The sequence below is a fragment of the Proteus hauseri ATCC 700826 genome (genome assembly GCF_001654965.1).
Classification (GTDB): Bacteria; Pseudomonadota; Gammaproteobacteria; order Enterobacterales; family Enterobacteriaceae; genus Proteus; species Proteus hauseri.
Window position 1 is genome coordinate 123,731 of sequence record NZ_LXEV01000020.1, and the last position, 19,716, is coordinate 143,446.

Annotated in this window: 19 protein-coding genes, 1 tRNA gene and 1 pseudogene; 11 read left to right on the forward strand and 10 right to left on the reverse strand. The window is 33.1% G+C overall.

Going from position 1 to position 19,716, the window contains the following annotated elements:
• Positions 1 to 76: 76 nt before the first annotated feature.
• Positions 77 to 628: an SOS-induced cell division inhibitor SulA gene (sulA, locus tag M997_RS07760; protein WP_064719538.1), complete on the reverse strand. Its 552-nt coding sequence runs from the start codon at positions 626 to 628 to the stop codon at positions 77 to 79.
• 226 nt (positions 629 to 854) lie between these two features.
• Here sulA and M997_RS07765 point away from each other — a divergent pair, with 226 nt between their 5' ends.
• Complete coding sequence (locus M997_RS07765; RefSeq protein WP_064719539.1) at positions 855 to 1,463, forward strand: TfoX/Sxy family DNA transformation protein; 609 nt, start codon at positions 855 to 857, stop codon at positions 1,461 to 1,463.
• A gap of 112 nt (positions 1,464 to 1,575) precedes the next feature.
• Here the strand turns inward: M997_RS07765 and yccS are convergent, their stop codons facing one another.
• Entirely contained in the window at positions 1,576 to 3,753 is a 2,178-nt protein-coding gene (gene yccS, locus M997_RS07770; protein WP_064719540.1) for a YccS family putative transporter, read from the reverse strand.
• Between the two features lie 115 nt (positions 3,754 to 3,868).
• Between yccS and helD the strand changes: the two genes are divergently transcribed.
• Positions 3,869 to 5,920: a DNA helicase IV gene (gene helD, locus M997_RS07775; protein WP_064719541.1), complete on the forward strand. Its 2,052-nt coding sequence runs from the start codon at positions 3,869 to 3,871 to the stop codon at positions 5,918 to 5,920.
• 2 nt (positions 5,921 to 5,922) lie between these two features.
• Here helD and M997_RS07780 read toward each other — a convergent pair whose 3' ends face one another.
• Positions 5,923 to 6,381 (reverse strand): methylglyoxal synthase, encoded by a 459-nt coding sequence (locus tag M997_RS07780; RefSeq protein WP_064719542.1) that lies wholly within the window; start codon positions 6,379 to 6,381, stop codon positions 5,923 to 5,925.
• A 139-nt stretch (positions 6,382 to 6,520) separates the two neighbouring features.
• Here M997_RS07780 and M997_RS07785 point away from each other — a divergent pair, with 139 nt between their 5' ends.
• Positions 6,521 to 6,934, forward strand: coding sequence for a CoA-binding protein (locus M997_RS07785; RefSeq protein WP_064719543.1), 414 nt, complete (start codon positions 6,521 to 6,523; stop codon positions 6,932 to 6,934).
• A gap of 78 nt (positions 6,935 to 7,012) precedes the next feature.
• Here M997_RS07785 and hspQ read toward each other — a convergent pair whose 3' ends face one another.
• Complete coding sequence (hspQ, locus tag M997_RS07790; protein WP_192876359.1) at positions 7,013 to 7,333, reverse strand: heat shock protein HspQ; 321 nt, start codon at positions 7,331 to 7,333, stop codon at positions 7,013 to 7,015.
• A 201-nt stretch (positions 7,334 to 7,534) separates the two neighbouring features.
• Between hspQ and M997_RS07795 the strand changes: the two genes are divergently transcribed.
• Entirely contained in the window at positions 7,535 to 7,813 is a 279-nt protein-coding gene (locus M997_RS07795; protein ID WP_064719544.1) for an acylphosphatase, read from the forward strand.
• 49 nt (positions 7,814 to 7,862) lie between these two features.
• On the opposite strand, the gene tusE is transcribed toward M997_RS07795, so the two are convergent.
• The gene (gene tusE, locus M997_RS07800; RefSeq protein WP_064719545.1) at positions 7,863 to 8,192 is read right to left on the reverse strand and encodes a sulfurtransferase TusE; all 330 of its coding nucleotides are present in this window, start codon (positions 8,190 to 8,192) and stop codon (positions 7,863 to 7,865) included.
• Positions 8,193 to 8,373: 181 nt separating this feature from the next.
• On the opposite strand from tusE, the gene M997_RS07805 reads away from it, so the two are divergent.
• The 3 genes from M997_RS07805 to gltP all read left to right on the forward strand — a co-directional run bounded on the left by M997_RS07805 (position 8,374) and on the right by gltP (position 12,711).
• A tRNA-Ser gene (locus M997_RS07805) sits at positions 8,374 to 8,461 on the forward strand.
• Between the two features lie 1,052 nt (positions 8,462 to 9,513).
• Positions 9,514 to 11,064, forward strand: a complete 1,551-nt coding sequence (locus M997_RS07810) for a methyl-accepting chemotaxis protein (RefSeq protein ID WP_064719546.1) — start codon at positions 9,514 to 9,516, stop codon at positions 11,062 to 11,064.
• A 348-nt stretch (positions 11,065 to 11,412) separates the two neighbouring features.
• Complete coding sequence (gltP, locus tag M997_RS07815; protein ID WP_064719547.1) at positions 11,413 to 12,711, forward strand: glutamate/aspartate:proton symporter GltP; 1,299 nt, start codon at positions 11,413 to 11,415, stop codon at positions 12,709 to 12,711.
• A gap of 403 nt (positions 12,712 to 13,114) precedes the next feature.
• Here gltP and M997_RS07820 read toward each other — a convergent pair whose 3' ends face one another.
• Positions 13,115 to 13,636 (reverse strand): DUF4303 domain-containing protein, encoded by a 522-nt coding sequence (locus tag M997_RS07820; protein ID WP_064719548.1) that lies wholly within the window; start codon positions 13,634 to 13,636, stop codon positions 13,115 to 13,117.
• Between the two features lie 65 nt (positions 13,637 to 13,701).
• Positions 13,702 to 14,154, reverse strand: coding sequence for a multidrug/biocide efflux PACE transporter (locus tag M997_RS07825; protein ID WP_064719549.1), 453 nt, complete (start codon positions 14,152 to 14,154; stop codon positions 13,702 to 13,704).
• A gap of 97 nt (positions 14,155 to 14,251) precedes the next feature.
• On the opposite strand from M997_RS07825, the pseudogene M997_RS07830 reads away from it, so the two are divergent.
• Positions 14,252 to 15,123 (forward strand): annotated as a pseudogene (locus M997_RS07830) (LysR family transcriptional regulator).
• A gap of 72 nt (positions 15,124 to 15,195) precedes the next feature.
• Here M997_RS07830 and M997_RS07835 read toward each other — a convergent pair.
• Both M997_RS07835 and M997_RS07840 read right to left on the reverse strand, forming a co-directional pair.
• Positions 15,196 to 15,534 carry a DUF1869 domain-containing protein gene (locus M997_RS07835; protein WP_064719550.1) on the reverse strand — a complete coding sequence of 113 codons (339 nt, stop codon included), beginning with the start codon at positions 15,532 to 15,534 and terminating at the stop codon, positions 15,196 to 15,198.
• Positions 15,535 to 15,543: 9 nt separating this feature from the next.
• Positions 15,544 to 15,876, reverse strand: coding sequence for a TehB family protein (locus M997_RS07840; protein ID WP_064719551.1), 333 nt, complete (start codon positions 15,874 to 15,876; stop codon positions 15,544 to 15,546).
• Between the two features lie 367 nt (positions 15,877 to 16,243).
• On the opposite strand from M997_RS07840, the gene cbpA reads away from it, so the two are divergent.
• From cbpA to yafC, 3 genes are all read left to right on the forward strand, one after another.
• A complete protein-coding gene (gene cbpA, locus M997_RS07845) occupies positions 16,244 to 17,191 on the forward strand; it encodes a curved DNA-binding protein (RefSeq protein WP_064719552.1) in 948 nt (315 codons plus the stop codon).
• On the forward strand, positions 17,191 to 17,508 hold the full coding sequence (gene cbpM, locus M997_RS07850) for a chaperone modulator CbpM (protein WP_064719553.1): 318 nt from the start codon (positions 17,191 to 17,193) through the stop codon (positions 17,506 to 17,508). Before cbpA ends, cbpM begins: the two co-directional genes overlap by 1 nt.
• 90 nt (positions 17,509 to 17,598) lie before the next feature.
• Complete coding sequence (yafC, locus tag M997_RS07855) at positions 17,599 to 18,489, forward strand: DNA-binding transcriptional regulator YafC (RefSeq protein ID WP_064719554.1); 891 nt, start codon at positions 17,599 to 17,601, stop codon at positions 18,487 to 18,489.
• Positions 18,490 to 18,533: 44 nt separating this feature from the next.
• Here yafC and dkgB read toward each other — a convergent pair whose 3' ends face one another.
• Entirely contained in the window at positions 18,534 to 19,337 is an 804-nt protein-coding gene (gene dkgB, locus M997_RS07860) for a 2,5-didehydrogluconate reductase DkgB (protein ID WP_064719555.1), read from the reverse strand.
• Positions 19,338 to 19,716 lie beyond the last annotated feature (379 nt).

Consider the following 19,716-nt stretch of genomic DNA (forward strand, 5'->3'; position numbering starts at 1 on the left):
TTAGGTTATAAATCCTTATTCCTTATCTTAAATGATATCTAGGCATTTTGAGTATTAGGAAAACTCTTAAATTTCACTAATGGTAGTGTAATGAATGAATTTTTACGGAATTCAAATGTCGTTTAAAAGTATTTGTACTTTCTATTTGGATATTATTCTTATTTTGCTGACGCATAATAAGGCCCAAACTTTTGCCTTGGCTGGCAGCAGATTCTAAAGCTTTCATTTCATCTGACGATATTTCTGGTAACCACGCTAAAACGACACTGTAATTTCCGCTCATCAATGCTTTCTTCATTAAATCTACAGTTGTGATGGCATGAACATGATTCAGTTGTATGATTTTGTTTAAAGGCAAACCTGCTTGTTGTAGCCAATGACGGTTTAGTTTTTGTTGTGGATTAACCCAAAGTAACCAACGTGATTCATGGCTATACTGCTTAAGCAGTGGTAATAAAATATGGTTGATAACCAGTGGGTTTTGATAAAGTAATTCACTTACCATGCCATGCTTATCATTTGGTACAGAAGCTATAGCACTAGATGCTATAGATAGAGGTAATACCTCATTTGAGATCTCTTGGAGAATGGTATGTTGTCTTGTCGGAGATGATGTTGAGATTTTCATATTTACCTCATTCATTATGTACTGTATGAATATACAGTATATCTAAATTTCGCTTAAATCAAGAGCAATTTTTTGAAAGTTGATCTCAATTTTTATCTAAATCCATAATTTGGGGGGGATAGCTATTGGCAGAAAAAGAGAATTTATTTATTGTTTTAGATATCCAAGTAGTATTCATGTTTTTGAATTCAAAGATAAAAAATGTAATGCCAATTATGGAGTTTTAATGCTGTTTTTATCTGAGCAAAGGAAGGCTCGTGTGTTATCGCGTATTGCGAAATATGGAGCGTTAACCACTAAATCGCAATTTGGTGGTTCTAGTTTGATGGTTGATGAAATTATATTAGCTATAAATTCAGATGGTGAATTTTACCTAAAAGGAAGTGGATTTTTAGAGACGCTATATAAAGCAACTAAAATGAATGCTTATGTCTATTTAAAAAAAGGAGGGCCAATAACGTTGCGTTACTACCGCATCACCGAGGTGATATGGAAAGATCAAAAAAAATTAGAACAGTATATTGATTTATCATATCACTATAGTGTTCAGGAATATTTAGGGCAGCGAAAACAGCCTAGTAGAATAAAAGATCTTCCTAATCTTGGGGTTATGTTAGAGAAAAAGTTAAATCAAATTGGAATTAATAAAGTAGAAGAATTACGACATATAGGTGCTAAGGCGAGTTATTTAAAATTAATGCAGTTGTATAACTATAAAAATAGTGAGTTATTGCTTTCTTTAGCTGGAGCCATTGTTGGGTGCCATCGTTCAGTATTACCTGATCAATTAAAAATGGAATTGCTGAATTGGCATGATGAATTGTCATTTTTATGATAATGAAATTTAATAGCCATACTATTCGATAACAGTGATGAGTAAATATTACACGTTATTTTCTCTAATGTTCTTGTGGGAATTAGAGAAAATAACTATCAATTTTTAAGGTTTAATTTTGTACTGTTTCGCTATGTATCTTTTTGCTTAATTCACTTTGCTCAATGAGTTGGATACAACTGACTATTTGTGGAAGTAAATCAAGTAATAGTCGAATTTGAGTGAGAACTAATTGAGCACGGCTATCCTCTGTATTAGAAAGTGCATTCACGCGTTCGAGTAGTTGATGATGAGTTTGTTTAAAAGCATCGTCTTGATATTCTTTTCTGTGTAGCGCGCTATCAATATAGCAAACTGTATCGTTTAACAATGTCAGCACTGCTTCGTCTGTTATTTTATTGCGATGAACACCTAACGCTGAAATGTAACTTAATAAAGTATGGTTTAGACAAAGTAGCTGAAAAGCCTCTTCTTGAGAGGTTTGATAACTTTTCGGTTCCGATGCCATATTAGAAATTAATGATGCTAATTCGCCATCACTACTGTGTGCATTACGCCGAGCAATACGATAATTCACGCTATTGTCTTTACCTTGATAATATTGAATAAGAATGGCATCAAGATAGTAACAATTATGCGCCATGGTTTTATTAATGACTAAAGGGAGTTGACGAAATTTCCAATCAGGCCAAATATAACTCACTGCAAACCATGCAATAGCACAACCTATTACAGTATCAACTATACGAGGTAAGGCAACATCATAGCCTTCACCTAATAAATTAAAGCTTAATAACACTAATAAGGTAATAAAAAGTGTGGCGTGGGCATATTGTATTGTTCGAAAAGCAAAGAAGAGAGTGCCCGTTACCACAATCAACACAAGTTGCCCTTCGATAGAAGGTACAAAATAAAGGATTGGGAAGCCGATTAAAATACCAATAATAGTGCCACTTACACGCAGGGTGAGTCGTCGGCGTGTCGCATTATAGTTAGGTTGACAGACAAAAAGACTGGTTAATAAAATCCAATATCCTCGATCTAAATTAAAAAATTGAATAATGGCATAACCAATACATAAAACGAGAGACATCCTTACGGCATGTCTAAATAATGCCGATTTAGGGGTAAGATGCCCTTTTATTCGTAATGCAATATCTCTCCACCCAGTTAAACCTTCATCAGATAACTGAGTCTCTTCTTCTTGGTCATGAGATATTTGATATTGTTCTGTGCTGATGCTTCGTAATAATGCATCAATCCCTTGGAGATTTTGCAGTAAATTATATAAAGGTCCTATTAGGTTTGGTTCTGTGGTGGTCTTCTTTAATAGATTAAGAGAGTTTTCTAAATAATTAATCGCACGTTCAAAGTGTGGATTATGCTGATATTTCTTATGCCATAGAATAGATTGAGCAACTTGTTCACAAGCTCTAGCCTGCATAGAAAGTAGACGCTGAAAGCGGAATAGCACATCACTATGACGTAATTCATTGCTTAATAGCTGATATTGAATATGAGATGAGCTTGCTCTTTCATGAATATCCTGAGCAACAAAGTAATAATGAAGAGTAAAACGGCTACTACGTTGACCACGGTCACCTTTTAAACGACTTAATAATGTCAATTTTGTTTGGCTCATCGCCTCAATTAACTGATTATTAGCCATAGCTAGAGTGTAAAGTGACTGCTTATAATCTTCCTCTATATCAGGATCAAACAAAGTTGCTTTTGCTTCAAGATAAGCTGAAAGCTGTTGGTAATAGCGCGTTAAACTATCTTGAACAGGGCGAATAGGAAATAAAAGATGGCCAATTAACGTTAATACGTTATACCAAATTGCACCCAACAGTAATAAAGCGGGTTGTTCATACCAAATAGGGAATATGGGCATTCCAAGCATGGTATAAATTGCAATTAACAGTGCGCCAAAAGCAATAGTAGCATAACGTTGGCCTAATGCGCCTAAGAGAATAAAACCCCAAGTAGAAAGTGCGAGACCAAAAAAGAATAAAATAGGGTAAGGATAGAGTATACCTATTGATGCGGAAGCGATAAAAAAGCAGCAGAGGGTAATAACTAAATTTTTTAATCGACCAACAAGTCTGTCATCTAAGTCAGTTAATGCCGCTGCAACCACACCTAAAGTCAGTGGTATTGTATATTTAGGCTCTTGTCCTAAAATCCAAGGAAATAAAGTCGTTCCCGTAAGCGCGATTATTATGCGAATATAATATAAAAAATGGCTATTATAGATAAATCGGCGTGCGCCATTTAGCAGATTGAACACAAAAAGCCCTTAAATAAACAAGATGAAGGTAATTACCTCTTAGAATATAGGGTTTATCACCGATTAAAAAGGGCTTAACAACAGACTATTTGTTATTTATTGCAGGAATTACGGTATGGAACTGAAATCCACCCCAATGGGACAGCGTTTAGCACAACATCCTTATAATAGAGTTAAATTGTTAAATGCAGGTATTGAAGTTAGTGGTGAAAAACATCAGTACCTAATCCCTTTTAATGAACTTATCGATATTTATTGTAAACGAGGAATAGTTTGGGGGGAGTTAGAATTTTTACTCCCAAATGATAAAGTCGTCCGATTACATGGAACAGACTGGGAAGAAACTCAACAATTTTATCGTTATCTTCTGCAAACATGGCAAAAATGGAGTCAAGAAATGAGCGAAATAAGTGCTCAGGTTCTTGAAAAACAAATTCGTTTTATTAATGATGTCATCAATTTAAATCAATGGATAAAACGTTCTCGTCTTAAAGATATTCAACAAGCCATTCAAGAAAGTTTTTCTGCTATTCCTTTACCCCTTGAGCGCCTCATTCAATTTGATAATTGCCGAGAACTTTATCAACGTTGCTTACAGTGGTTGCAACAAGGTGACACTTTAATAGACGAAGAAAATAGCTGTTGGACAACACGTATGCTAAATCAGTATGCAGAGTTTTTTAATACTATTGAATCTTCGCCTTTAAATGAATCGCAGTGTAGAGCTGTTATTAATGGCGAAAATAATACTCTTGTATTAGCGGGTGCAGGCAGTGGAAAAACATCTGTATTAGTCGCAAGAGTAGGGTGGTTGCTTCGCCGTGAGTTAGCACAACCTGATCAAATTCTTTTATTAGCATTTGGGCGTAAAGCAGCTGAAGAGATAAATGAACGTATTTCTGAACGCTTAAATGTCGATATTACTGCAAAAACATTTCATGCACTCGCTTTATCTATTATTCAACAATCTACTAAAAAGCAACCTAAAATAAGTAGTTTAGAAACAGATAATAAAAAACGTCGTTCATTATTATTAGAAGAGTGGCGTAATCAATGTCAGCAGAAAAAAGCACAGGCTAAAGGTTGGCGAGAGTGGCTTTCTCAAGAGCTCGCATGGGATATTCCAGAAGGTGAATTTTGGCACGATAAAAAACTAGAAAATCAAGTGGCTGTTAGATTAGAGCGATGGATCAGTTTATTAAGAATGCAAGGTGGTAGCCAAAAAGAGATTATTGAAAGTGTTCAACCCGAATTTACAGATACCTTTAAAAAACATCTAAAATTACTAGCACCATTATTAAAAGCTTGGAAAGCAGCATTAAAAGAAGAAGGTGCAATAGATTTTTCTGGCTTATTACATCAGGCAATTAGTTTTATCGAAAAAGGTCGTTTTATTAATCCTTGGAAACATATTCTAGTTGATGAATTTCAAGATATTTCGCCATTAAGAGCCAGATTACTTATGGCATTAAAACAGCAAAATAAACAAACTGCTTTATTTGTGGTTGGTGATGATTGGCAAGCAATTTATCGTTTTAGTGGAGCTGAACTCTTATTAACAACTGCTTTCCATCGCCAATTTGGTGAGGGTGCTGAATATGCACTAGATACGACCTACCGTTTTAATGACATTATAGGTCAGGTTGCTAATGAATTTATTCAACAAAATCCGATTCAATTATCAAAACCATTAAATAGTCTAGTAAAAGGTAATAAAAAATCGGTGGTATTGCTGCCAGATGATCAACTAGAAAATTTACTTAATAAAATGAGCGGTTATGTTACCGAAGATGAAACAATATTATTGCTCGCACGCTATTACTATTTGCAACCCGAATTATTGAAAAAAGCACAAACACGTTGGCCTAAATTGAATCTACAATTTATGACTTTTCATGCATCAAAAGGTCAACAGGCTGACTATGTAATTATATTAGGGTTACAAGAAGGAAAGGATGGATTTCCTGCACCTGCAAGAGAATCTATTATTGAAGTTGCTTTATTACCTAAAATTGAAGATTATCCTAATGCAGAAGAACGACGTTTAATGTATGTCGCACTGACAAGAGCTAAAAAACAAGTATGGCTATTATTTAATAAACAACAGCCATCTTGTTTTGTTGTAGAACTTAAAGCTCAAGGTGTTCCTATACAAAAGAAACCTTAAAACTATTTTAAACGTTCTTTTAAGTAACCTTCGTAGTCAGGAATTTTAATTTTTGATTCTTGTGCAAATAAAGGGGAAGAAATTAAAAAGTTTGCTGTTGAACGATTGGTCGCAACAGGAATATTCCAGACTGTCGCTAAGCGCAAGAGCGCTTTAACATCCGGATCATGTGGGACTGCATTAAGTGGATCCCAAAAGAAAATCAAAATATCTATTTTCTTTTCAGCAATCATAGCACCAATTTGCTGATCGCCGCCCATTGGGCCACTTAGCATTTGAGTTACTGTTAATCCAGTATGTTGACTAACCAGATTTCCAGTTGTTCCTGTTGCAAATAACTGGTGGATCGCAAGTTGTTCTCGGTTATTTTGAACCCATTCAAGTAACGAACTTTTACAGTGATCATGTGCAACAAGCGCGATATTTTTTTCTATAGGGAGCGTGCGGTCAATTTGTTCCATTTGATACCTTTAAAATAAATACAGTTATTATTCCAATTGTAAAAATACCTTTTTTTTATTCTACAAGCTATGAACTCATCAAGATACTATGATGTATCATAACATTTTCGATCTTCTGCTTAATTTACGGAGTATATAAATGGTTGATTCCGACATTTATGACATTTTAAGAAGTGTCAAAACGATAGCATTAGTTGGAGCCAGTGCTAAAGAAGAGCGTCCAAGTTATAAAGTCATGAAATTCTTATTAGAACAAGGCTATGAGGTTATTCCTGTTAATCCTGCAATGGTAGGGCAAACTTTACTTGGACAACAATGTTATGCATCGTTGGGCGATATCTCAGTTGCAGTGGATATGGTTGATGTATTTCGTCAGTCATCTCTTGCATTAGAAATTGCAAAAGAGGCGATAGAAATTAAGGCTAAAGTATTGTGGTTACAAATTGGTGTGATTAATGAAGAAGCCAAAATATTGGCGGAAAAAGCAGGTTTACGAGTGGTAATGGATCGTTGTCCTAAGCAAGAGATTGAAGCACATGGTTTGCCTTGGTAACTTACCAGGCAAAATAAAATCGCCGAAACCAGTTCGGCGATTATCGATTATTACTGATGTTACTTAAGTCGTATGCTGCTAGTTTCTTAATCTTGGTGCCTGTAATTGACTTCGAATTGACTGTGATAATTCATCTAGTGAATCATTGTCTAAATGTTCGTCCGATATTTCATAGGTAATTTGTGCTTCAGCAAGATAAGTATGAACGGGTTGTCCTTCATCATCTTCCATCACAACATGGTACCAAGGGGCGGCTCGCAAGGTTACATTAGATGCAATATCATCCTCATTGGGTTGATCAAGGGAATACTCAGCATCTACATCGACAACAACACCTAAATAACCAAGTAATTTGTGTCTAACCTGCTGGCCTATTCCAAATTTGCTGGCGGTCATCATATTATCACCTCCACAGAGCCTTACTATATTGACTGTATATATGAGGGCATAAAGTGAAATTTCAAGAAGTTAGTCAAAAAATAAAATTCTTTATTTTTCAGCGTGAACTAAACACCTCACAAAATCAGATTATCTATTGTATAAAGAAAAGACAATAACCTTATTAGAATATTTATTTTAAATGGACAATATGGGGATTAAATGACAGTAGGCAGAGAGTATATTATTCAAGGACGTGTTCAAGGTGTGGGTTTTCGTTTTCATACATACCAATGGATGCAAAAAAAAACTATTACTGGTTACGTTTGGAACCGTGAAGATGGCAGTGTGGGTATAAAAGCCTTTGGTAATGAATTAGATTTACAAAATTTAGAACGGTGGCTAGAAGCTGGTGGCCCAATAGGAAGTAAAATTACTTTTTGGTCAGCAACTCCTTGTCAATATGAACAAATGACGAACTTTTCAATCCGCCATTTTTAAAAACAGGATTAGGCTATTTATAGTTAAAATCTTAACTAAAGGTAATAAGCTAAATACATTTGACAGGCTTTGGTAAACCGGCCAATTTTGTTGCCTGTTTAGCAGGACCTTTAGGAAATAAACGATAGAGATAGCGGCTATTACCTTTTTCTTCTCCATATTTTTGGGATAATGCTTTAACGAGCATGCGAATGGCTGGAGAAGTATTAAACTCCAAATAAAATTGGCGTACAAAGCGAATAATTTCCCAATGTTGCTCTGTCAGTTCAATTTCTTCTTGTTCAGCTAATATTGGGACCATTTCTTCAGTCCATTCATTGCTATTATTTAAATAACCGTGACTATCTGTCTCGATTTTTTGTCCATTAAATACAAACATATGTGATATAACCAATAAAAAATAATAATTTAATTTAGCAAAAATGAGCAAAATACCCAAGTACTACCGGTAAATTGTTGATTAATTAATCCATTGAACCTGAATGCGTTTAATTTTAAGACAAACAGCAGAATAAGGGCTTTACAATATAAGCTTAGATGTTTATATTGCTCCCCATTGCGGAGGGGTGGCCGAGCGGCTGAAGGCAGCGGTCTTGAAAACCGCCGATGGGAAACCATCCGAGAGTTCGAATCTCTCCTCCTCCGCCATTTCATCATCTCCTAGCATCTCCTGAAGTCCCCCAAATCCAATAAAATCAAACCTTGTTACTAAATTATTATCTATTTATATTCCTTAATATCACTTCTCATTTCTGCTTTTTTGTCTGTTTTTTGTAGAGAATTTTCCTTGCAATTACTCCTATACAATATTGATATTTTATAAATACAACTCAAATATCGTTCAAAAAAATAGTCAGGTTATTGTAAATAAAGGCTTTTTATCGGTTGCTGTTGTCCGGGACTTATTAGTTGCTTAGTATTCTTGTTATTAATTTAAATGGGTGTCAATATGAAAAGAATATTTATGGGATTATTAAGCACTATTTCTATTGGTGCGATAGCTAAAAATGCAGAAGGTAATAAATATCCTAATTTTTCAAAAAATCTTAATCGCCAAAACAATTAGTCTGCTGGAAATATGGAGATTCTGAAAAATGCGTGCAAACGTCTCGTTAATACTATTATTGCTTCTGCATATTTCCAAGGAGGGGGAATATGGGGTATCAATTAAAAGTAGGTGATCCAGAGTTTAAAAAAACACCGAATATAAATAAAATTTGCGATATGGCTAAATATCTTATCCAAAATTTAAACAATAATGATTAAAAATGGTTCAACCCTTTATATCGCGAGGTTGTAATGGAGGATCTAATTCACCCTGATATTATTTTTGATCTTGCATTTCCCAATGGTTAGCTACGATTTTTATTTTTTGCATTATATTCTGTATAAAATAAATAATTACAATATATATAAACTGGATATTAACACAATAAATAAGAGTATAAATTTAGTATAACATTACCTAAATAAGATTGTGTTTTTAATAAATATCTTAGAGCATATTCCTCATATTTCATCGGACTAAAACACAAATAGAATTACTTTAGAATCACAATATTGTGTTACGCATCAATGCAAGTTTTTTTAGCTAAATATATTTACGTAACTAACTAAAGTTCTTAAGTAGTGTACCGATACTGTCAACTCATCAATAAGTTATCAATATTGATTAATGGCAGAAGCAAAAAAGGCAAAATATGTTTTTTAATAACGTTAAGATCGGTACAAAATTAGCTACCGCATTTATTACCTTCATTATATTAATAATGCTTGGTTCTACACTCGGGTTGGTCGGATTAAATCGTGCAAATGAGGGGATTAAAGATGTTGTAACCGATATTTATCCCTCTACAGTAAAAGCAAATTTATTAATTAATTATTTTAATGAATTTATTGGGTTCCAACAGCTCTCTATGTTAGATGAAAGAGGTACTTTAAGTCATCAACAAGAGAGTAAAAAGAAAGAGATTACTGCAAAAATTGCACAATTATTGAAGGAGTTAGAAGAAAATACACATGATAGTGAATCTAAAAAAATTATTGCTGAAGTATACGATATTCGTCAGAAATATATAAATTCACAAAATTATGTTGTGCAAGCGATTAGTGATAATAATAGACAAGCGGCCATCAATGAGCTGCTAACTAATACCTCTGATATTCAAAAGAGGTATCGAGATAAAATAGTTCAATTTATTGAGCTACAGAACCAAAAAATGTATAAGTTTGGCAATGAAGTTGAACATGACTTTCTTGAAAAAAGAATGTATTTAATATTGTTGGCTATTTTAAGTATTGTAGTTGGTAGTGCTATGGGATGGTTTATCACCAGAGCTATTACACGCCCATTAGTTCAAGCGGTTAATTTTGCTCAAGCAATAGCTAACGGTGATTTAACTCAAAATATTAATATTAATTCTCGTGATGAGACTGGTATTTTATTACATGCATTATCAGATATGAATATGCATTTACTGGAAATAGTGCAAGAAGTGCAAAATGGTTCACAGAGTATTTCAGCTGCTGCCGAGCAAATTACATCAGGTAGCCAGAATTTAGCAGCAAGAACAGAAGAACAAGCAACATCAGTGGAAGAAACAGCGAGTTCAATGGAGCAGATGACCTCGACGGTTAAAAATACAACCGAGCATACTCATGATGCTATTGCTGTAGCAGAAAAAACCGAAATTGCAGTACATCATAATGGAACTATGATGGAACAAGTCACTGAAAAAATGACAATGATTAATACATCATCGGCGAAGATGGTAGATATCATCAATTTAATTGATGCAATAGCATTTCAAACTAATATTTTAGCGTTAAACGCTGCGGTAGAAGCAGCAAGAGCGGGCGAGCATGGTAATGGGTTTGCCGTTGTTGCAAGTGAAGTTAGACTATTAGCGCAAAAAAGTGCTACTTCAGCGAATGATATACGTATATTAATTGAAAACTCATCAGTACAAACACAAGAGGGAATGGATTTAGTTGAGCAAGCAGGGCAACAGATCAAGAAAATGGTGACTGATGTTGAGGAAATAAATGCATTATTAAGAGAAATCGGACAAGCCAGTAGCGAACAAAGCGATGGTATTTCACAAATAAATAATGCTATTGCTCAATTAGACTCAACAACCCAACAGAATACTGGGTTAGTAGAAGAATCAGTTGCAGCGGCCGATTCATTAAATGAACAAGCGATCAACCTTAATAAATTAGTAAGTTATTTTAAACTTAGTCATTTATAATTTTTCGTTGTAAATATTTAATTAAATTATTTCTTAAAGGTTATTACATATAATCATGTAGTAGCCTTTAATATCATTAAATGAATAAAATATTTTTGGACTATTTTATAAAAATGTATTTTTATGACTAATTAAAGAAGGATGGGAAATTAATAAATTAAAATTCTATTGGTTAATGATATGTATAAAAATAATTACAAATATGTTTATTGTTTTTGCTCTGTGTTATTTTTATTGGCTTATTATTAATTGATTTATTGTAAAACACTATTTTTATAAATATTTATTTGTCATTTATGTGAGAGATCAAGTATAACAAAATGAAAATAAAAGTTAGGACATATAAAAATGACAACTAAACAAACACACAAATTTAAATTTGGGCTTGGGTGGCAAATCCTAGTTGCCCTTGTATTAGGAATAATTGTTGGCGCTATTTTACATGATAATCAAAGTAAAGAGTGGCTAATTGAGAATTTTTTATCACCAGCAGGTAAGATCTTTATTCAGTTAATTAAAATGATTGTAGTGCCTATTGTTATTTCAACATTGGTTGTTGGTATTGCGGGAGTGGGCAGTACAAAACAACTAGGCAAGCTAGGATTTAAAACAATACTTTATTTTGAGATCATCACTACAATTGCAATTATTGTCGGAATTAGTTTAGCTAATATATTCCAACCCGGTGTTGGCATTGATATGTCTTCACTTAATCAAGTCGATATCTCTCAGTATGAAAAAACAACACAACAAATAGAAAGCCATTCTCATGGAATTATGGCTACAATACTGTCGCTTGTTCCTTCTAATATATTTGCTGCGATGGCTAGTGGGGAAATGCTACCAGTTATTTTCTTTGCTGTTATTTTTGGTATGGGGCTTTCATCATTACCACAAGAGAAAAAAGAGCCGTTATTAGTTGTATTGCAAACCTTTTCTGAAACCATGTTCCGTGTAACTCATATGATTATGATGTATGCACCCATCGGTGTTTTTGCACTGATTTCTGTTACCGTTGCTAATTTTGGTTTCACTTCGTTAATTCCATTAATTAAATTGGTAATGTTAGTTCATTGCGCAATATTATTTTTTGCCATTGTGGTATTAGGTATTGTTGCGAAAATCTGTGATATAAATATATTTACGTTAATTAAAATTTTAAAAGATGAGCTGATATTAGCTTATTCGACAGCAAGTTCAGAAACCGTTTTACCAAGAATTATGGATAAAATGGAGAAATATGGTGCTTCTAAATCTGTAACAAGTTTTGTTATTCCAATTGGTTATTCTTTTAATCTTGATGGTTCAACTTTATATCAGAGTATTGCAGCGATATTTATTGCCCAGTTATACGGTATTGATCTATCCCTATGGCAAGAAATTACATTGGTTGTTACTTTAATGATTACATCGAAAGGTATCGCTGGTGTACCTGGTGTCTCGTTTGTTGTTCTTTTGGCGACATTAGGCTCGGTAGGAATTCCTTTAGAAGGATTAGCCTTCATTGCTGGTATTGACCGAATTTTAGATATGGCAAGAACGGCACTCAACGTTGTTGGTAATGCTTTAGCTGCATTAGTCATTGCTAAATGGGAACGTCAATTCGATAGTAAAAAATCAAAAGAATATGAAGCTACTTTTAAATAAAAAATAACTTTTATAGCACTAAAATAAAAAAGCTCTTTGGGAGCTTTTTTTGAATTAAATTATATTTGCAAAGATATAATTTTTTAATATATTCAGTAAGGTTTCAACCTAAGATTATCTACATTGATAATAAAAGTTTTAATTTTTGAGAAAAGAGTCTAAATGTTAAAAAGGATATAAATAATGATTGTTTATATTATAATAATGTATTTTTTATTAAGATTACATTTAATAAAATAGAAATAGAAATAGAAATAGAAATAGAAATAGAAATAGAAATAGAAATAGAAAAATATACAGAAAATAAGTGCTGAAATTATTCCTTATATTAAATAACTTTTATATATACTAATAATAAAAAGGAACAAAATTATTACTGTTCCTTTTAGCTTTGTATATAAAACTAATACGTATTTATTCTGAGTAGGGCTTCTTCTACTTCTTCATCATGATCGATAGTAAATGCGATAAAATCAGCCGTTTTAGGAATTTTTTGATAAGTTTCTGTTTGCTTAAATAATATTAGGCATTCAGAGAAAATTTGCACAAGCTCTTCGATAAACTTTGGCAGTGAATTATCATTTAATGATTGAATAATAGTTGTTAGCACATTTTCGTTGATAGGGTAAATGGTACTAAAACACTGATATTCCCAGTCGCCAGTATTGTATTTTAAACTTTGTATCTCTTCTTTTGAGCTGTAGCCATGTAAGCTATTGGCGTTTTGGTAATATTGTAATGTTTTACTAAAATCATCTTCAGTATTAAAGCAAAGATTAATCTCGCCATATTCCGCATTAAGATCAAATGCGAAGGCATAAAACACTTTACCTTTATTTTTTATTAGAAAATTTTCAGTTTCTTCGATGGTAAAAGAAACAACATCCTGTTTGATTTTTTCAATAGTCTGTTTATCTAATAGCATTTAAAAATCCTTATTCATTAGAAAAGCACCGCTAAATCTAAAGCGGTGCCAATAAACTAATAATATTAATTTCGTATTGCAATACGTTTTTCTTTACGAGTAAACCACTTTTCACGCAATTTATCGTAACTAAGATTAAATGCATAAGTATAAAATAAGAAAAAGGCAAAAAATCCAATTTCTAGCATAAATGCATTCCATAATGACATATTTAACAAAATAGCGAGTATTGGTAAACCAAAGATAATAAAGCTTAACTCAAAGCCAATAGCATGAATAATCCGAATTTTTGCTGGACGAGAGCCTTTTGATAGGGGCCAATAGTGGTCAAAAATTATGTTATAAAATAAGTTTAAAAGCATTGCTAATGTTGATAACACAATGGCGACCATACCCATTTGAAAAATAGAGCATCCCAAAATCCATGCACTAAGCGGTGCGGTTATTAAAATAGCAATAACTTCAAATGAAACAGCATGAAAAACACGCTCAGCAAATGTTTTTTGATATTTGCTCATATACACCTCTAATTTATTGGTAACAAAAAACAAGTGCAATTATTGGCAAATTTTTATATATATACAAAATAGGAGCCATCGATAAAAGCGATACCATATGAACTATTCTATTGAAACTTTGCGTACCTTTGTTGAGGCCGCTTCATTAAAATCATTCTCGGCAGCGGCAAGAAAATTAAATAAGAGCCAATCAACTGTTAGTAGCACAATAACGGGGTTTGAAGATGATATGGGTTTTGCACTTTTTGATCGTAAAGGTCGAGAATCCACACTTACTTTTGCTGGGCGAAAAGTATTGAGTCTAGTTGAAGATATACTATCAGCGGATGAGCGTTTGCAGGCATTAAGAACAGAGCTTTCACCAGATATTGAACCAAGATTAAGTTGCGCTTTTTCTGATATCTATCAACCGCCACATTCTGAGCAATTACTCAGAACATTAGATAAAGAGTTTCCTCATATTGAATTTGAGTTTTTAGTTGCTGAAAATGACGATGTCATCAATATGCTACAAAATAAACAAGCACACATTGGGATGATGGAATCTCGAATTGAATATCCTACAGATATTGCATTTGCCAGATTACCCATTCAAGGTGAGTTAGGATTATATGCAAAAAAAACACATCCATTAACCAAAGAAAAAAAGATTACTTATCAGCACTTAACGATGAGTCGTCAGTTAAGATTAAGTAGTAGCGCTCAAATGGTTATCAATAGTGAAAAAAATTGGTTAGCGCCAAACTATTTATTACTTCTTGAAATGGCTGAGCAAGGAATGGGCTGGGCTATATTACCAACTTGGTTAGTAGAACAATTTGGTCATGATTTACTAACTAGTCTTAATTATGATTGGTGGCCTAAAAAATAGATCTTGATTTAGTCTGGTCTAAAAATAATCCACCAGGAAAAGCAGGGTATTGGATGATTGATAAATTACTCACCAATAATGCACTTCTTTCTGGATAAATAAAGTGGCATTAAATGAAGATCACCTTCTTATTAGAAGGTGATTGGGTATTTTAAATTACCTTATTGTACTTACCAACCGCAGACATTGGTCTCTTCATCCATATCATAGCCGCGTACAATATTAATCAGATCTTTTACTAATAGGTTCGACATATCAGGATCAAGTAATTGTGTTAAATGACTCTCTTTATCAACTGAAACACCATTATTTTTATTAGTAAGAACTAAATTAATCTCTTGATTATTAAGTTCTGTTTTATTTTTTAATGCTTCAACTAATAATAATATTTCTTTAGTAGCAACTTCAGGAATATATAAAATTTTAGGATTCAGATAGGTCTTTTGGGCTTTTTCATTATTATTTACACAAATAAGTTCTAATAAATAACCTTTATTTTCATTTTCCATAATAAGCTTTTAACCTTCAGCGAGTATTTTAGGATCAACGTAAAAATCGACATTAAAAACAGTATCTTCAGTTTTTGCTTCTATTTTGTGCCATGTTTCTGGCGGAAATACACCAAATTCACCCGCATTAATGACTAATGTTTCAGTGGGGAGCGGGCTGAATTCGTCAGCATAAGCGTAGTAAACAATAGTACCTTGCATCACAGATAATTTGGGATAAACACCTTGCCGCGTACCTTTATCTAAATGTCTTTCCCAAATTGATTTGGGTGCTGTTTCTACTGTCCAAAGTGGAGTAGCACGTATATGGATATAGTTTGTTGGTATGATGATACGTTCCATTTTTTCTCCTTTCATAGTTAATATAATTGATTTTCATAGCTTTTATCTTAGTTGGAGAGAAAAGTAATAATTAATCACTAACTAAATAATAGCTATATCTTATGAAATTTACGCACCATAAAAAAGTATTTTAAATACACCTTTAAGGCGGCGAGCTTATGAAAAGAGCGTAAACTAACTTAATTATTTGATTTGCAATATAAAAATTTTTATCGTTTTTTATCCTTGTTAAGGAAATTAATTGGGATTTAAATAAGAGAATACTTATTAAATAGATTTAATTAACAGGGTTGATTTCTCTGTCCTATAATTTATATGTGAACAGAATTTAAACTAATTCTTCATTAATGATAAACGAGACATGACTATGGAATTAAAGGATTACTACACCATAATGGGTGTTAAACCGACGGATGATCTCAAAACAATTAAAACAGCGTATCGTCGTTTGGCAAAAAAATATCATCCTGATGTTAGTAAAGAGCCTAATGCTGAAGATAAATTTAAAGAAGTCGCTGAAGCTTGGCAAGTATTAGGTGATGAACAACGTAGGGCTGAATATGATGAATTGTGGGCCCATCGTAACGACCCCCAATTTAAGCAATTTACACAACAAAATCAGCAATCCCAGCATGAACATTTTAATCAAGAAAGTTTTGATGATTTTTATGCTTCGTTCTTTGGTAAAGGCTCTCCTTTTAGTAAACAAGAACAACGTTATCAGCAATCACCAAAACAACGTGGGCATGATTTAGAGATAGAATTAGCTGTTTTTCTTGAAGAAACATTAGAAGAACATAAACGTACTATTAGCTATCATCTTCCGGTTTATAATGTCTTTGGTATATTAGAAACAGAAATTCCTAAGACTCTTAATGTAAAAATTCCAGCGGGTGTGAGTGATGGACAACGTATTAGATTAAAAGGGCAAGGTACGGCAGGTGAAAATGGCGGTGAAAATGGTGATTTATGGTTAACCATCCGTATTGCACCCCACCCACTTTTTGATATTAAAGGCCATGACCTTGAAATTGTGGTTCCTATCACGCCTTGGGAAGCAGCATTAGGTGCTAAAATTCCTATACCAACATTAAAAGATAAAATCTTATTAACTATTCCCGCTGGTAGTCAAGCAGGGCAACGATTACGAATTAAAGGTAAGGGATTAGTTAATAAACAACATAGCGGTGATCTTTATGCCATTATAAAAATTGTAATGCCGCCAAAGATAGATGAAGAAACCCTCGTATTATGGCAAAAAATTGCAGATAGCCAAGCTACTTATAATCCACGCAAAGATTGGGAGAATAAATAATGGCTCAATTCACAACGCAATCAACCACTGCAGTATTTACTGTAACAGAATTTTGTTTTCATACTGGTGTATCTAAAAATGAACTAAATGAAATCGTTAATTTAGGTGTAATTGAGCCGTTAGAAAGAGAAACTCAAGAATGGTTTTTTGATGATAATGCCGTTACGGTTATGCATCGAGCATTAAAATTACATAAAGAATTAGCTTTAGATTGGCATGGTATTGCTATAGCCCTCACTCTTTTAGAAGAAAACGATCAACTTAAACAAGATAATAAGTATTTGCGGCAACAATTAATGCGTTTTATTAGTGAGTAGACTATAGGCTATTAATAATAGCTTTATAAAAAGATGCTTTAATAGGAGAATTATAATTCTATTAGAGCATCGAGTTATAACAGGAAAATAATGAAAGCAACCTCAGAAGAAGTGCAAGTCTTTATCACTGTTGTTGAATGTGGCAGCTTTACTAAAGCAGCAGAACAACTTTCATTAGCTAATTCAGCAGTTAGCCGAACAGTGAAAAAGCTAGAATCTAAACTGGGCGTTAATTTATTGAACCGAACAACTCGCCAATTAAGTTTAACCGAAGAAGGTGAGCGTTACTTTCATCGTATGCAGATAATCTTACAAGATATGGAATTAGCAGAAAATGAATTAATTGATACGCAAAATTCACCAAAAGGTTTATTACGAATTGACGCAGCGACACCTGTTGTTTTGCATTTATTAGTACCTTTTATTCAGCAATTTCAGCAAACTTACCCTGAAATAACACTTTCTTTAATTGCTTCAGAGACATTTATAAACTTAATTGAGCATAAAGTTGATATTGCGATTAGAGTGGGAATTTTAACTGACTCTAGTTTGCGAGCACGTCCTTTATTTAATAGCTACCGTAAGATTGTTGCTTCACCAAAATATCTAGAACATCATGGAATACCAAAAAGCGCAGAAGATTTGGCAAAACACGCTTGTTTGACTTTTACGGAACCTGTGTCATTAAATACGTGGCCAATTGCATTGAAAAAGGGGCAGTTATTAGAAATAAAATCAGGTATATCCTCAAATAGTGGCGAAACAATTAGACAGCTTTGTCTTGAAGGAAATGGAATTGCATGTTTATCTGATTTTATGTTGGTAAATGATATAAAAAAAGGACATTTAATTGAGTTGTTATCAGATAAGTTGCAGCCTATATCATTACCATTTAATGCGGTTTATTATAGTGAAAAAATGTTAAGCCAGCGTATACGTGTATTTATTGATGCTCTAAGTGAGTATATTGCAAGAAAATAGGGTGATAGTATTATCACCCTTTACCATAGAGTAGTAATTATCTATTAATCCCAATTAGGTGCTAGGCCTTCTGGATTAACGAGTCGGTCATTACATTCAAGAGAATCTATTGCTTTTATATCTTCACTATTAAGTTTTTTACTTACACTAAGTAAATTACTTGCCAAATTTTCACGTTTTGTTGAGGATGGAATTATTGAATATCCTTTTTCTATCGCCCAAGCCAGAATAATTTGAGCGGGTGTTGCGTTATATTTTTTTGCAATAGTTTGAATAACGAGATCTTTTAAAGCTTTGCCATAGGCTAAAGTCATATAAGATGTAATCTGGATCCCGTTTTCTTTGGCAAAGTTCACTACTTTATTATTTTGCAAATAAGGCGACAATTCAATTTGATTTGTTGCAATATTTTCAGCTCCAACTGTAGCAATGGCTTTTTCCATTAATGGAATAGTAAAGTTTGAGATCCCAATTTCACGGGTTAGACCTAGTTTTTTTGCATCGAGTAATACTTGCATAAACTCTTCTACTGAAACTGCATCATTAGGTGATGGCCAGTGAATAAGAGTTAAATCTACATAGTTCGTTTGTAAATCACCCAGGCTTTTTTTCAAACTAGAGATAAGCTTATCTTTGCTTAAATTCTCAATCCAAATTTTGGTTGTGATATAAAGGTCTTCGCGAGGTATACCTGTTGCTATAATAGCTTGACCAATTGCGGCTTCATTTTCATAGATTTGCGCAGTATCAATTGCTCGATACCCTAATTCTAATGCAGTTTTCACTGATGCGATAACAACATCATCTTTTAAACGAAAAGTACCAAGACCTAATACTGGAACGCTCATAATATTCTCCCTAAAAAGGTTTAATTGCTTTACGTGAATTACTTTAGTAACTACGGAATGCTAGCTATTGTATGTTTTATTTTTATTTTAAAAAGAAGAAAAGACGCAAAAGACTTTTACAAAATTAGCAATAATCAGCGATGGGAAAATTATTTTTAATATTTTTTAATCGATTTTATTGTTTAACAAGTAAAGTAATTATATAGCGACAATGTTAGTTATTATAAATAAGATGAGTTTTTATGGAGCCGAGTTATTAAAATTTACTATCAGTTTAAATATTGTTTATTTTTAAATAAGCATTTATCATTTATCATTTATCATTTATCATTTATCATTTATCATTTATCATTTATCATTTATCATTTATCATTTATCA

Bases quoted from the DNA above. Each gene is read 5' to 3' on its own strand.
- M997_RS07840 (WP_064719551.1), bottom strand. From the start codon at position 15,876: ATGGAACGTATCATCATACCAACAAACTATATCCATATACGTGCTACT.
- M997_RS07780 (WP_064719542.1), bottom strand. From the start codon at position 6,381: ATGGAACAAATTGACCGCACGCTCCCTATAGAAAAAAATATCGCGCTT.
- M997_RS07820 (WP_064719548.1), bottom strand. From the start codon at position 13,636: ATGCTATTAGATAAACAGACTATTGAAAAAATCAAACAGGATGTTGTT.
- hspQ (WP_192876359.1), bottom strand. From the start codon at position 7,333: ATGATGACCGCCAGCAAATTTGGAATAGGCCAGCAGGTTAGACACAAA.
- cbpA (WP_064719552.1), top strand. From the start codon at position 16,244: ATGGAATTAAAGGATTACTACACCATAATGGGTGTTAAACCGACGGAT.
- sulA (WP_064719538.1), bottom strand. From the start codon at position 628: ATGAAAATCTCAACATCATCTCCGACAAGACAACATACCATTCTCCAA.
- cbpM (WP_064719553.1), top strand. From the start codon at position 17,191: ATGGCTCAATTCACAACGCAATCAACCACTGCAGTATTTACTGTAACA.
- M997_RS07810 (WP_064719546.1), top strand. From the start codon at position 9,514: ATGTTTTTTAATAACGTTAAGATCGGTACAAAATTAGCTACCGCATTT.
- M997_RS07765 (WP_064719539.1), top strand. From the start codon at position 855: ATGCTGTTTTTATCTGAGCAAAGGAAGGCTCGTGTGTTATCGCGTATT.
- M997_RS07835 (WP_064719550.1), bottom strand. From the start codon at position 15,534: ATGGAAAATGAAAATAAAGGTTATTTATTAGAACTTATTTGTGTAAAT.
- gltP (WP_064719547.1), top strand. From the start codon at position 11,413: ATGACAACTAAACAAACACACAAATTTAAATTTGGGCTTGGGTGGCAA.
- M997_RS07825 (WP_064719549.1), bottom strand. From the start codon at position 14,154: ATGAGCAAATATCAAAAAACATTTGCTGAGCGTGTTTTTCATGCTGTT.
- helD (WP_064719541.1), top strand. From the start codon at position 3,869: ATGGAACTGAAATCCACCCCAATGGGACAGCGTTTAGCACAACATCCT.
- M997_RS07795 (WP_064719544.1), top strand. From the start codon at position 7,535: ATGACAGTAGGCAGAGAGTATATTATTCAAGGACGTGTTCAAGGTGTG.
- yafC (WP_064719554.1), top strand. From the start codon at position 17,599: ATGAAAGCAACCTCAGAAGAAGTGCAAGTCTTTATCACTGTTGTTGAA.
- M997_RS07785 (WP_064719543.1), top strand. From the start codon at position 6,521: ATGGTTGATTCCGACATTTATGACATTTTAAGAAGTGTCAAAACGATA.
- tusE (WP_064719545.1), bottom strand. From the start codon at position 8,192: ATGTTTGTATTTAATGGACAAAAAATCGAGACAGATAGTCACGGTTAT.
- dkgB (WP_064719555.1), bottom strand. From the start codon at position 19,337: ATGAGCGTTCCAGTATTAGGTCTTGGTACTTTTCGTTTAAAAGATGAT.